Origin of the sequence: Sphingomonas sp. ASY06-1R (assembly GCF_052180265.1) — a bacterium.
Taxonomy (GTDB): Bacteria; Pseudomonadota; Alphaproteobacteria; order Sphingomonadales; family Sphingomonadaceae; genus Sphingomonas_I.
Genome location: NZ_CP197464.1, coordinates 1,384,646 through 1,397,558 on the forward strand (window position 1 = coordinate 1,384,646; position 12,913 = coordinate 1,397,558).

Sequence of the window (12,913 nt, forward strand, 5' to 3'; positions counted from 1 at the left end):
CGCGTCAGAATGTCAGCAAGCCGCGTCGCTCGGCAAAGCGCCAGCCCTCTGCTGTCTTGACGAAGCGATCTTCGAAGCCGCCGATCAGGGGTAGGCCGTCGGCGCTGGTAAACAGCAGCATCGCACTCGTTCCACGTGCACTAATATCGCTTTCGACATCGATGACGACATTGGCGCAGATGTGGCGCGTTGTCCGCGGCGGGCGCGCCTCGAACGCCGCCAGGATCGCAGCGCGGCCCGTGATCGGATCGTCAGGCGCGGTCGGGCGCGTCATCGTAGCATCCGCCGCGTAGAGTGCGGCCAGCTCGCTCCAGCGCGCGGCATCGTTAAGCTGGGCGTAGAGGTGGATCAGCCGGGTGCAATCCCACTCCGCCGCGCGCCGCTGCTCAGGCGTCACAGCCGCGCTGCCGCGATGTCGGCACCCTCACGCAGCGCCGCCAGTTTCTTCCAGGTCACCGCCGGATCGATCTTGCCATAGCCGGCAAACGTGCCGAAACCGCAATCGGTGCTGGCGATGACGCGATCCGCGCCGACGATGGCCGCGAAGCGTTCCAGCCGTTGTGCGATCAATTCGGGATGTTCCAGATAATTGGAACAGGTGTCGATCAGGCCCGGTGCCAATATCTTGTCGTCGGGCAGCTTGGCATCGCGCCAGACCGTCCATTCATGCTCGTGACGCGGGTTGGCCGCCTCGAACAGAATGGTTGCCGGCCGCGCGCCCAGGACGATGTCGATGATCTTCTCGAGCGGAATGTCATGATCATGCGGGCCTTCATAATTGCCCCAGCAGATATGCATCCGCATCCGGTCGGCCGGGATGTTGGCGGTCGCAGCGTTGAGCGCTTCGACGTTGGCCGCGATCGCCTTGAGGAAGGTCGGCTCGTCCATGTCCTGATAGCCCGTGTGGCGCGACATTGCGAGATCGGGGCAGTCGAGTTGCAGCTCAAAGCCGGCGGCCGCAATCATCTCATATTCGGGCCGCATGGCGATGACGAGATCGGCTAGGTAGGCCTCGTGACTGGGATAGAAAGCGTTGGCCTGGAAGGCCGTGATCAGACCGGGGGAGGCCGCGTTCATGAACGCGCGCGTGCCGGCGCCGTGTCGATCCAGCGCAGTGCGGAAGCGATCTATATCCTCTTGCACCGGATCGAGGCTGACCAGCTTGACCTCGGCGATGCAGGATGCGCGCGTGAATTCCTGGGCGCCCATGATGTGGGCAAGCTTGGCCCGCAATTCCGGTAACGGCGCAAGGTCCAAGGCGGGCTTACGGTCGCTATGGCCGCCAAAGCCGGACAGCCGTTCGATCATGTACGTGGAATAGCCCACCTTCCCGAGCTCGCCATCCGACAGGATCGTCACGCCGGCCGCGACCTGCGCCGCCACCGCCGCATCGATCGCCCCCTGGACCGCCCGATCGAACTCGACAGGATCGTAGGGATCGCCATGATCGCGCGCGAGCAGCATGGGTGTGAGTTCGGGCCCGCGCGGCAGGCTGCCTACATGTGTCGTCGCAATCGGCTGAGTCATCTGATTCCTCTCACGGTATTGCCCGGCAAGCAATCGCTATGCAGCGCCGACCTCGTTGTCAGGCTCTAGGACTATATGACCGATCGGCGTGTAGCTACATGGCACGTGCTAATGGCGGTGCAGGCCGCGCGTGGCCGTCCGAGCGCACCGCGCAGTGATCTCGCAATTCCAGGAATGACTGGACGACGGACCCGGCCTGATAGGAGTAGGTTACGCGATACGATCCGAGGGCCCGCGCGTTCAGACCGCCTACCAGGATCCTCGGCTCCAGTCCGCTCCGAGATCGCCCCTAAACGGCCCATTCGCGCGGGGGTACCGATACCCGCACGGTTGCTGACTTTCCAAGATAGCACGATCTTCCGATGCTACCGGCAAGGTGGTGAAGGACACATATTCACATCTTGCCTCCTGCTGTGGCGGGCCGCATCCTGTCGTAGCGCCCGCATTGTATCGGCATCAGCCGGCGGGGAGGTCATCCCGCCAATAGAACATTGGATTGCGCAACCATGTGCTGGCGGCAGACTCGTACTAGTCGGGGCAGCGCGTGTTGATCCGGAAGCTCTTGGGGATAGCCGTTTACATCGTGCGGTACATGGTCGAATGGCCGAGCCGGTGCGCTCAAGCAAGGCTTTGATCCGAAGAGTCTTTTCAGGGTTTCCCGTCTGCATTGGCATCATCTTGGCATCCGCTGCGGTAGAGTATTGCTTCCTCGGTCAAGGTGCGAGCGATACCTCTCCGCCAGCTGTCCGCCCGAAGGGAAGCTGAACGGTTCCATTGGATCGATCTTTTCTCAGACCATATCTTCCTGCGACCATACCAGGCGTTTGACCCACTGGGGGCTGGGTACCTGATCAACAGGCGCTGATCCTATCGCAGAATCCGTGGAGGACGTGGCCTGGGCAGGATCGGCGCCGTTGCGTGGCGCGGTCAAGCGAGGCGATAGTCGCGCTCGACGTGCCGAGCCGAAGTCCGGAAGAGGACGTGTCTCATCCCAACACGGTGGCGTGACAGGTAAATCGGAAAGGACAGGCACGATGGAGATCGACCGGCGCAGCTTCCTTGCGGCCGCGGCCACCATCGGGGCAGGCGTATCGGCGGACGCGGCAGCGGCGCCGGCCGCCGAGGGCTGGGAATGGGAGACGATGCGCTGGATGCAGATTTGTGCCACGGAGGATGACCCTAGCAATTACGATCCGCAATTCTGGCTGGATTTCCTTCGCCGCACGCAGACGCAGGGCGTGTGCCTGAGTGCTGGCGGGGTCACCGCTTTCTATCCGACCAAAGTGCCGTTCCACTATCGCAGCCCCTATCTGGGCGATGGCGACATGTTCGGCGACCTGGCCAAAGCGTGCAAGGCGATGGGCCTGCGGGTGCTGGCGCGTGTCGATCCGCATGCGATGCGCGCCGATGCGCTGGCCGCCCACCCGGAATGGGTCGCCCGCGATACGGCTGGCGCGCCAAAACCGCATCCGACCGATCCCGAACTGTTCCTGACCTGCCCGAACGGCGCGGTGACGTTCGAATGGATGCCCGCAATATTGCGCGAGATCGTGGCGAATTATCCGGTCGACGGCGTCTTCGGCAATCGGTGGGCGGGGGGCGCCGGAATGTGCCACTGTGCCACCTGCAATGATTCGTTCCGCAAGGCGTCAGGCTTCGCCGTTCCCGCAACGCTGGGCAATGTGCGTGACCCGGCCGTGCGCGCCTATCTGCGCTGGGACGATGCGCAGCGTTACGCTCAGATCGAACGGTGGAATGCGGCGGTCCGCGCGGTGAACCCCGCAACGTTCTTCACCCCCGGCACATGGGGGCGGCTGGATCCGGCCCGGCTGCGCGGCACGATCCGCTCGCTTTATGCGGATCGGCAAGGGCGCAATGTCCGCGATCCGATCTGGGTCAACGGCCGCAGCGCCAAGGAAACGCAGTGCCTGATGCCGGATCGGCCGATGAGCGGGATCTTTGCCGTGGGCGCGACGTCGACCGGCTATCGCCACGTCGATTCCACCCAGAGTGACGCAGAAATCGCCACCTATTTGCACGACGGGTTGGCGCAGGGTTTCCGGCCGTGGATGACCAAGTTCAAGGCGGAGATATTTGATCGGCGCTGGGTACCGGTGGTCGAGAAAGCCTATGCCTGGCACGCCCGGCATGAGGCCTATTTCCGCAACACCGCCAATCTGGCGACGGTGGCCATGCTGCGATCGGTTCAGACCAACACCTATTACGCGCCGGGTGCGCTATCGGACGGCAGCGCCAGTGGTTCGGCCAACACCGCGATTTCGAACCATCGGACGGATGAACCGGCGACCGGATTTTATCAGGCGTTGCTGGAATCGCGGATCCCCTTTGCCTTTGTGGACGAACGGCGGCTGGATGCCGCAGCGCTCGCGCCGTATCGGGTGATCGTCCTGCCCAATATCGCTGCTCTATCCGATGCGCAGGCGGCGCAGTTGCGCAACTATGTGGCGCGCGGCGGAGCGATCGTGGCGACGCACGAGACGTCGCTCTATGACGAATGGGGACAGCGCCGCGCCAATTTTGCGCTGGCCGATCTGTTCGGGTGCGATTTCGCCGGGTCGATCGAGGAGCGGGTCCAAAACGGGTATTTGCTGGTAAATGGCGTGCACGCGTTGACGCGAGGGTTCGACGATACGCCGCGCATCATGGGCGGCACGCGCAGCGTCAACGTAATGCCTCGTTCCGGAGTGTCCGGGGTGCCGTTGACGATCGCGCCGCGGTACCCGGACCTGCCGATGGAGAAGGCCTATCCCCGATCGCGTGATAGCAATGTACCCGCAGTTTACGCGCGCGCCTTCGGCAAAGGACGGGTGGTCTACTTGCCCGAGAATATCGACGCGACCTTCTGGCAATGTTCCAGCGGCGACCATCTCTCCCTGCTGCGCAACGCCGTCGACTGGGCCATGAACGCGGATGCGCCCTTGACGGTGCGTGGCGCGGGCCTGATTGATGTCAGCTACTGGCGGCAGGCACGATCGGTAGCCGCGCATATCGTTAACCTGAACAGCCCGATGGCGATGGGCGGTGGCTATCTTCGCGAGATCACGCCGATCGGGCCGCAGGATGTGACTTTCCAGTTGCCGGCGGACGCCAAGGTGAAAGCGGTGCGCCTCCTGGAAAGCGAGACCGAGGTCGCGGCGCGGGTGGAAGCCGGCATTCTCAAAGTTCGCGTGCCGGGCGTGCGTCTGCACGAAATTGTTGCAGTCGACCTGGTCTAACAGGAACAAGTGATCTCATAGGGTTTGATCGCGATTTCGAGGAGCCGGTATGCTGGTGACGAGAGGTTTCAAGGGCCGGCCTCGCGGCGACGTTGCCCTCCGCTCCCGCCTGCCGCCGGGCCAGTTCCTGACGCCCGAATTTCCCGTCCTGACGGCGGGGCCGACCCAACACACGTCGCTCGACCGCTGGAGCCTTTCGCTTCAACATGGCGGAGCATTGCTGGGCAAGTGGACATGGCAACAGTTCGAGGCACTTCCCCAGACGGAGACCGTCACCGATATTCATTGCGTCACCAAGTGGAGCAAGTTCGACACGCGGTGGCGCGGTGTGACGATCGACGACTTGCTCAAGGCGGTCGGCCTGGAAGCAGCGCCTACCGGCTTCCTGATGGCGCATTGCGATGGCGGCTATACCACCAACCTCGCGCTGACCGACCTCATCGAAGGCAAGGCGATGATCGCGACCCATTTCGACGATCTCCCGCTCCTGCCGTCGCACGGTGGGCCAGCCCGCCTGCTCGTGCCGCACCTTTATTTTTGGAAAAGCGCGAAGTGGGTGCGCCGGCTCGCGCTTCGCGACGAGGACAAACCGGGCTTTTGGGAATCGCTTGGCTATCATATCCGGGGCGATCCCTGGCAGGAACAGAGATATGAGGGCGACCGGTGATCGACCCGGCCGAGGCCGCCGCGCAGTGGCGCATCGCCACCGTCGTCGCGATCCGACCGGAGACGGCGAGGGCGAAGACCATCGTTTTCGACGTGCCCGACTGGCCGGGTCATCTCGCAGGTCAGCATGTCGACCTCAGGCTGACGGCGGAAGACGGCTATACCACCCAGCGCAGCTACTCGATCGCGTCTGCGCCGACCGCGGACGCGCGTATCGAACTGACGGTCGACGCCGTGCCCGATGGCGAGGTGTCGAGCTTTCTGCACGACGAACTGCGTGTCGGGGATTTGATCGAGCTACGAGGGCCGATCGGACGCTATTTCGCGTGGTCGGAAGCGCACGACCATGGTCTGCTGTTGGTCGCCGGAGGCTCGGGAATTGTGCCGTTGATGGCAATCTTGCGATCGCGTGCCCAGGCCGGGGCGACCGAGCCGGCCCGGCTTCTCTACTCCTCGCGCACTGTGGACGACATCTTCTACCAAGCCGAGCTCGACCGTCTGGTTGCGCGCGCGGACGGTTTTACGCTCACCCACACCTTGACCCGGAGGGCGCCGACGCGCTGGCCGGGAGAACGCGGCAGGATCGGACGTGTCATGCTGGCGCGCCACCATTTCGTCCCAGAGGGCCGTCCGGACATCTACGTCTGCGGTCCGACCCCGTTCGTAGAAACCGTGGCCGAGCATCTGGTGGCGATGGGCCATTCTGCCGGCCGCATCCGCACCGAACGTTTCGGCCCGTCGGGAGAATTCAGATGAGCTTTACGCGTCGGGCCGGTAACGCCGGTCAATCGGGCCTGCTGATGTAGAGCCGTTCCGCCCTTGCGCCGACTGGAGTTGAGGATCTGCAGCGGATCGCCATTTTCTGCGTTTACCTGCATGCAATGGAGGACACGGATATGGTGGACACCACATCGAATGCAGACAGCCAGGGCCGCACGCGCATCGCATTGGGTGATGATCATGACGTGGCTTACTGGACGGAGAAGTTCGGGGGCAGCAGGGAAGAACTAGCGGCAGCCGTCGATGCCGTTGGCACCAGCGCTGATGCAGTGAGCATATATCTGGGTAAAGCGATCTGAAGCCGGCATCACCGCTATGATGACCGCGGCTGTGAATCCATAATCGATCCACTCAATAAAAGGATGCTTCAGACCCTCCGCAGAACGACGGAGAGGTTATTGGCCGGCATATCGATGACGCGATCCAGCGCGAACCCATCGGCTGCCGCAACCACCGCTTCGAGGTCGCGCAAGCCCCAGCGGGGGTCGCGCGCTTTGAGCGCTGCATCAAACGCCTCGTTCGACGAGGCGGTAGGGTGACCTGCGCGACGGTAGGGCCCGTAAAGGAACAATGGCGCGCCCCGGTGCAGCAGCCGCGCCGCGCCGGTAACTAGCCCCAGCGTCGCTGGCCACGGGCTGATATGGACCATGTTGATGCAGAGTATCGCGGCAGCGCGAGCGACAGGCCAATCAGGCGAGGTTGCGTCCAGATCGAGAGCTGGGCGGATATTTCCAATCCCATCGCACCAGACGTCGATTGAGATGCGCGCGGCGCGCTCCGGATCGCTTGGCTGCCACGTGAGCGTGGGGAAGCGTTGAGCGAAGTGAGCACAATGTTCGCCCGAGCCGCTGGCGACTTCCAGCACAATACCGCTCGCGGGCAGCACGGTTGCGAGCACATCCGCAATCGCGTCGCGGTTCCGCAGCGTCGCAGGCGCGTGCCGGCGCATCGTGTCGCCGGGCGCCTCGGCGGGGATCCAGGGTTTGGGATCAACCATGATGCGGATGGCCGGCAGCAGCGCGCACAATGCTTGTGCAGCAGGCAGGACGAAAGGCTGCGCGACGCCATTCGGAGGGACCAGGGGTATCTTTGCGGATCATGGCCAGACATTGCCACGATCAAGCGTAAGCGGGGCAGGAAAAATGCGCCCGAGCCCTGTTGAGATCGGGAGCATGGGACGCGATCATATCCAAGCCGGAATCAGCAACGCTAGGCTTTTGCTGAAAATGCCGGGCCGCAAGATGCGGCCCGGCAGGAGCGGCGAAGCAGACGCTTCGCTACGGGGGCGGATTAGAAGTTGTAGGAGGCGCGGACGCCGGCATAGCGGCGGTAATCGCGCGGCAGGTAGCTCTGCGTTGCCAGCGCATTACCCTGATTGCCGTAGGAATTGGCCAGGTTCGAGAAATAATGCTTGTTGAACAGATTGTTGACGAACGCCACGACCTCCCACTTGCGCGCGGGCTGACGGATGCCGACCGACAGGTTGACGATGCCATAGCCGGGTTGTTCCAGCTGGGGATCCTGGCTGATCGAGAAGTTGATCTTGCTCTGGTAGCTGTAAGCGACCTGCACCAGGCCATCGAGATCGTTGGTCAAATGCGGCGTGAAATCCGCATTGGCCGATGCCTTCCACTCGGGCGCCTGGGCGGGGCGGAAGCCCTTCAGGTCCTGCCGTGCTGGCGAGCCGCTGCAACCCTGCGCCACGGTCTGCCCTGGATAGCATTGTGCGAACGGGAATGAGGTGATCTCGGCGTCATTATAGGTGACGCCGCCGGACAAGTTGAACTCGCGCGACACGCGCAGGCCGCCTTCCACTTCGATGCCACGGGTGCGCAAGCGACCGACATTGGCGAGGCGGAAGTTGATCGTGCCATCCGGCAGCGTCTCGATGCCCTGCGCCTGGAAATTCTTGAAGCGCGTGTCGAACAGCGTGACATTCAGCGTCAGCTTGCGATCGAACCACTGGCTCTTCAGGCCGAGCTGCCAGTCCTTCGACGTTTCCGGCTGCACCGGTCCAGCTTGCTGGCGCAGCAGGTTGAAACCGGTGCCGATATCGTAAGCCTGGCCCTTATGGCCCGTCGCGAAGGTCAGGAAGCCCATCACGTCGGGGTTGATGCGCTGCTGCACGCCGGCCTTGTACGTCTCGTAATTCTCGGAATTGGCGCCCGAGAAGAAGGCGTCCTTATTGGCATGATCGAGGAAGGTGTAATCGATCTTGCCGCGGCCCGCGCGCGCCCCGCCGATCAGGGTTGTCCCGGTCGGCAGTTCATATTCCAGCTGGCCGAAGGCGGCATATTGTTTCGTGCCGTTGGTCGCGTACCAATTGGCCACGGAGAAGAATGGTCCGCGCTCGAAGACGCGGCTTAGCTGAAGATCCGAATAGAACAGGCCGAGCGTGTAGCGGAATGGCTGGCGGTTGGGCGAGACCAGCCGGAATTCCTGCGACCAGCTGTGCGTGCGGAACGTGCCGAACTGGCGATTGTCCAATGCTGCGACGCCGGATTCGTCCTGATCGAGAATGTCGTATTGCTTGAACTTGTCATAGGCGGTGATCGACATCAGCGACGCGAAGCCGAGATCCAGCGAGGCACGCAAAGATGCCGAATAATCGCTGTAATCGGTGCCGGAATTCACGTTGTTGACGACATCGCGATTGCCTTCGCCGAACGTCACGCCCGGCGCGAACACGTCGGGGCCGTAGGCGGCATTGCCGCGCAGGCGAGCATTGGGCGAAACCCGGATGAAGGGGCGGCCGATGGTCGTGGTGCCGTCGATATAGCCGCCTTGGAACGTCAGGTTGAGCGTGGGCGTGGGATCCCACACCAGCTTGCCGCGCAGCGACAGGGTTCGGAAGCCGTTGACCTTATCGCCGTTGAAAAGGTTGTGAACATTGCCGTTGAACTTGTCGTAATTGCCGCTGACGCGGAAGCCGAGATTGGGCGTCAGCGGTCCGGAGAGTGCGGCGTTGACGCCATATTCGCTGTCCGTCGTGGCAAGCGCACTGATGCGCCCGCTCAGCGCAGATGTCGGTCCCTGGGTGACGATGTTAATCAGGCCGGCCGAGGCGGAGCGGCCATAGAGCGTGCTCTGCGGGCCGCGCAAAACTTCGATCCGCTCGATATCCGACAGATCGGCGAAGGCGCGCGCGAGGAATTGGACGGGTACGTCGTCGATCTGCACCGCAACGCTGGGTTCGACGCTGGGCGAGAAGGCGAACGTGCCGATTCCGCGGATCGAAAGCGAATTGTTGACCGGCTGTTCGGACGGCCGGATCAGCAAGGACGGGGTGGCGCGGGTCAGATCGGTGAACTGCCGTACGCCTTGTGCTTCCAGCGCTTCGCCGGTGACGACCTGCACGGCGACGGGCACGTCCTGAACGCGCTCGGCGCGCTTCTGGGCGGTAACGACGATCTCGCCGATCGACGCGTCCGGGCTATTGCCTTGCTCGGCGGTCTGGCTGGCGGCGGGCTGCGGCGCGGTGGCCTGCGCGAACGCGGCGCCGCTCGCTGTGGCCATGCCGGCAATCGCCAGAATGCGGGCGAGCGCTGTCGTGTTGAACAGTCCCATTTGATCCTCTCCTGCTTAAGCGCTTTTGTGCTTTGTGCTGCTCGTATCAACACTGCCGGCAGGGATCAAGGTTGTATGACAAGTTCGTGTTAGGTTGTGCTTAGTTTCTTTCCGCTGTTGAAAAGATATCACGCTAGGTCGCAAGGATGGCCTAAAATCTTGTCCTATAAGTCACGGAATGTGCAGGGTAAGGCGCAAGCAGGCGTGGTTTCTTTGTTCACACCAGCTGGCACACATCCAGAACGTTCATGTCCTCATAATCCAAATTCTCGCCTGCCATGGCCCAGATGAAGCTGTAGGCGCGGGTGCCTGATCCCATATGGACCGACCAGGGCGGCGAGATCACCGCCTCCTCATTGGCCATGACGATATGCCGCAGCGCATCGGCTTGCCCCATATAATGAAAGATGCGGTCTTCTTCGGGCAGGTCGAAATAGAGATAGATCTCGCTGCGGCGCTCATGGACATGTGGCGGCATCGTATTCCACACGCTGCCCGGCTTGAGCATCGTCATACCCAGGCACAGCGACGCGCTCTGACAGGTATGCGGCAGGATCAACTGATAGATCGTCCGTTCGTTCGAGGTGTCCAGGCTGCCGCGCTCCATCGAATTGGCATCGCGCAACGTCAGCTTTCGCATTGGGAAAGCGCGATGCGCAGGCACGCTGAGCAGATAGAAACGCGCATCCTGGCCGGCGAAACTGACGTCCGTCTTACCCATCGGGACGTAGAGCGTCTCATATTTGGCGAGTGTGAAAGCCTCGCTGTCCACCACGACGCGGCCTTCGCCACCGCCGATGTTGACGATGCTCAGTTCGCGCCGTTCCAACAGGCTGTGCCCGGCCGCGCTCGCCGGCTCCTGCTGCCGGGGAAGATCCAAGACGGCACCGGCGGGAACGGCGCCGCCAATGATGAAGCGCTCCCCATGCGAATAGGTGAGGGTGATTTCGCCACGGCGGAACAGTCCATCGACCAGATAACGATCGCGTAAATCCTGGTTGGATGCCCCTTCCATCATGTCGGGATGGGTCGCGTAATAGGTCTTGTCGAACACGAAACTCTCCGAATGGGGCTCAGCGCAGGCGGCCGCGCCGCTCAAGATCGGCGACCGCGGTCGCGGCCAGCAGGAAAGCGCCGACGCCGTAATATTGAGTGTCTCGCGCCTCGACCTTCTCGGGCCGATCACTGACCTGCTGGACCCAGCCGAGCCGTCCGTCAGGCTGTAGCGCGCCCAGCAACGCCGCCCAGCCGCGTCGCACCACTGGGCGATAGCTTTGCTCGTCCAGCAGACCGGCGGAGATTCCCCAGGCGGTGCCGTAGGTGAAGAAGGCGGTGCCACTCGATTCCGGCGGGGAGCCGTCGGGCGCCAGCAGCGACGGCGCCCAGAACCCGTCGGGCTTCTGCAATGTCTTCAGCCGCTCCGCCATTTCGACGAACAGCGCTTTCATCCGCCGCTGATCAGGACTGTCCTTGGGCAGCAGCGGGATCATCCGGGCGAGGCCGGCGAAGACCCAGCCATTGCCGCGGCTCCAGAACAGCTTCCGGCCCTTATCGTCGCGACGATCGAAGAAGCGGCTATCGCGATAGAAGAGATGTTGCGCGGGATCGAACAGGAAGTCGGTCGTGGCCCATAGCTCCCGCATCGCATAAGCGCGGTAGCGGGCATCCCCCGTCTGGCGGGAAAGCTCCAACATCGCCGGTGGCGCCATGAACAAAGCGTCCGACCAGCACCAGCGCGGCAGGCATTCGGTTTGATCATACCCCGCCGGCGGCTGGTAGAATGCAAGGCCAACCCTTGGCGGATGCGCGACGATATAATCGAAGGCACGCCGCGTCGGCGCCATGGCGGCACCACCGGCGCCGTTACGCGCCGCCCATAGATAGGATTGGGTGATGGCGAGGTCGTCGGCATGGAAGGGCCGCGCGCCGGGCGTCCAGCCATTCGTGCGGCCCATTTCGACGATCGCGGCCTTTACGTCGGGCGGGCCGCCGGCATCCGCCAGCGCCGTCATCCCCACCCAGAAGGCAGCCTGTTCCCAACCGCGCGTATTGGTCGTCTCACCTGTCGCACGCGAGATATGCGACGTGTCGCGCAGTCGGGCGAGTTGCCAACGCGCCAGGCGCGTCGCGGCCTCGATCGGGGCGCGCGCCGCGTCGGCGCGAGAGGCCGTGGGTGCTGCCGCCGCCGCAGGAAGGGGCGATGCGATGACCAGCGCCGTCAAGAAGGCCAGCAATTCTACGGACCGGTTTCCCCAAAGCCGATTGGGTAGGCGCATTGACAAGATATCTCTCCAAACCCGTATCGGGAAACTTGTATTACAAGCTGTTGGAGGCGGTCAATGTAAGGATTCAGCTGGCGCTGGTCGTCCGCAACGAGGCGATCTCGCTCAGCTGCGAATGGCGGCTCAGGCTCTCCTGCATATGGTGGCGCGCGGCAGCTCGGGCGCGGGGCACGTCCATGCGGATGATTGCGTCGACCAGATCGTCATGCTCGGCCCGCACTTTGGCGGCATAGGCTTTATGAGCCTCTTCGGATTCATCGCGCAGATACATGTTGCGCGGCGGTACCAATCGTACCCCCAGGAAATCGATCAGCCGCTCATAATAATGGTTTTGCGTGGCGCGTGCGATCGCGAGATGAAAGGCGCTGTCGGCCAGCGCCGCCTCACGCGGATCGGCGAAGGCGTCTTCCATCCTACGCAATGCGCCGCGGATTTGCCCAATATCGTCCGTCGTGCGCCGCGCTGCGGCCAGGCCCGCCATCTCCGTTTCCAGCGCCAAACGCATTTCCAGCAATTTGATCACATCGGCCAGTTCGGCCAGCTCTTCGCGCGTGACCTGGAAGGCCTGATATTGCGCGTTTGCGGCGACGAACACGCCGGATCCTTGACGAGACGTCGTGAGCCCCTGTGCCGTCAGTCGGGCCACTGCCTCGCGCACGACCGTGCGGCTGACGCTTGCGGTTTCAGCCAGGTCTTTCTGTGACGGCATCTTTGAGCCGGGGGCAAGCGCGCCGGAGCGAATTTGCGCCTCCAGCTTCCGGAACAGCCCATCGGATAAAGATGCCGAATTGTCTGCCACTGGTTTCTGGATCCAATTGTGATCACTTGTCATACAAGTTTCAGCGCGATATTCAA

The 12,913-nt window shown here is 62.9% G+C and carries 11 protein-coding genes and 1 pseudogene; 4 read left to right on the top strand and 8 right to left on the bottom strand.

Annotated features, from left to right (window positions below; all coding sequences use genetic code 11):
* Window positions 1-4: 4 nt before the first annotated feature.
* On the bottom strand, window positions 5-397 hold the full coding sequence (locus ACSBM8_RS06835) for a nuclear transport factor 2 family protein (protein ID WP_442680893.1): 393 nt from the start codon (window positions 395-397) through the stop codon (window positions 5-7).
* Window positions 394-1,527, bottom strand: a complete 1,134-nt coding sequence (locus ACSBM8_RS06840) for a cobalamin-independent methionine synthase II family protein (RefSeq protein ID WP_442680894.1) — start codon at window positions 1,525-1,527, stop codon at window positions 394-396. Before ACSBM8_RS06840 ends, ACSBM8_RS06835 begins: the two co-directional genes overlap by 4 nt.
* A gap of 1,034 nt (window positions 1,528-2,561) precedes the next feature.
* On the opposite strand from ACSBM8_RS06840, the gene ACSBM8_RS06845 reads away from it, so the two are divergent.
* From ACSBM8_RS06845 to ACSBM8_RS06860, 4 genes are all read left to right on the top strand, one after another.
* Window positions 2,562-4,763, top strand: coding sequence for a beta-galactosidase trimerization domain-containing protein (locus ACSBM8_RS06845; RefSeq protein WP_442680895.1), 2,202 nt, complete (start codon window positions 2,562-2,564; stop codon window positions 4,761-4,763).
* A gap of 49 nt (window positions 4,764-4,812) precedes the next feature.
* Complete coding sequence (locus tag ACSBM8_RS06850; RefSeq protein ID WP_442680896.1) at window positions 4,813-5,430, top strand: sulfite oxidase-like oxidoreductase; 618 nt, start codon at window positions 4,813-4,815, stop codon at window positions 5,428-5,430.
* Window positions 5,427-6,185 carry a ferredoxin reductase gene (locus ACSBM8_RS06855; RefSeq protein WP_442680897.1) on the top strand — a complete coding sequence of 253 codons (759 nt, stop codon included), beginning with the start codon at window positions 5,427-5,429 and terminating at the stop codon, window positions 6,183-6,185. Before ACSBM8_RS06850 ends, ACSBM8_RS06855 begins: the two co-directional genes overlap by 4 nt.
* Window positions 6,186-6,325: 140 nt before the next feature.
* Window positions 6,326-6,508: a DUF3606 domain-containing protein gene (locus ACSBM8_RS06860; protein WP_442680898.1), complete on the top strand. Its 183-nt coding sequence runs from the start codon at window positions 6,326-6,328 to the stop codon at window positions 6,506-6,508.
* Between the two features lie 68 nt (window positions 6,509-6,576).
* Here ACSBM8_RS06860 and ACSBM8_RS06865 read toward each other — a convergent pair whose 3' ends face one another.
* The 6 genes and pseudogenes from ACSBM8_RS06865 to ACSBM8_RS06890 form a co-directional block, all read right to left on the bottom strand.
* A complete protein-coding gene (locus tag ACSBM8_RS06865; protein ID WP_442680899.1) occupies window positions 6,577-7,206 on the bottom strand; it encodes a DUF938 domain-containing protein in 630 nt (209 codons plus the stop codon).
* A gap of 293 nt (window positions 7,207-7,499) precedes the next feature.
* The gene (locus ACSBM8_RS06870; RefSeq protein WP_442680900.1) at window positions 7,500-9,776 is read right to left on the bottom strand and encodes a TonB-dependent receptor; all 2,277 of its coding nucleotides are present in this window, start codon (window positions 9,774-9,776) and stop codon (window positions 7,500-7,502) included.
* Between the two features lie 217 nt (window positions 9,777-9,993).
* Window positions 9,994-10,830 (bottom strand): 5-dehydro-4-deoxy-D-glucuronate isomerase, encoded by an 837-nt coding sequence (gene kduI, locus ACSBM8_RS06875; RefSeq protein ID WP_442680901.1) that lies wholly within the window; start codon window positions 10,828-10,830, stop codon window positions 9,994-9,996.
* 19 nt (window positions 10,831-10,849) lie between these two features.
* A complete protein-coding gene (locus ACSBM8_RS06880; RefSeq protein ID WP_442680902.1) occupies window positions 10,850-11,998 on the bottom strand; it encodes a glycoside hydrolase family 88/105 protein in 1,149 nt (382 codons plus the stop codon).
* Between the two features lie 127 nt (window positions 11,999-12,125).
* Complete coding sequence (locus tag ACSBM8_RS06885) at window positions 12,126-12,653, bottom strand: FadR/GntR family transcriptional regulator (RefSeq protein WP_442681510.1); 528 nt, start codon at window positions 12,651-12,653, stop codon at window positions 12,126-12,128.
* Window positions 12,654-12,704: 51 nt separating this feature from the next.
* A pseudogene (locus ACSBM8_RS06890) lies at window positions 12,705-12,890 on the bottom strand (GntR family transcriptional regulator); the annotation flags it as partial.
* Between the last annotated feature and the right edge of the window lie 23 nt (window positions 12,891-12,913).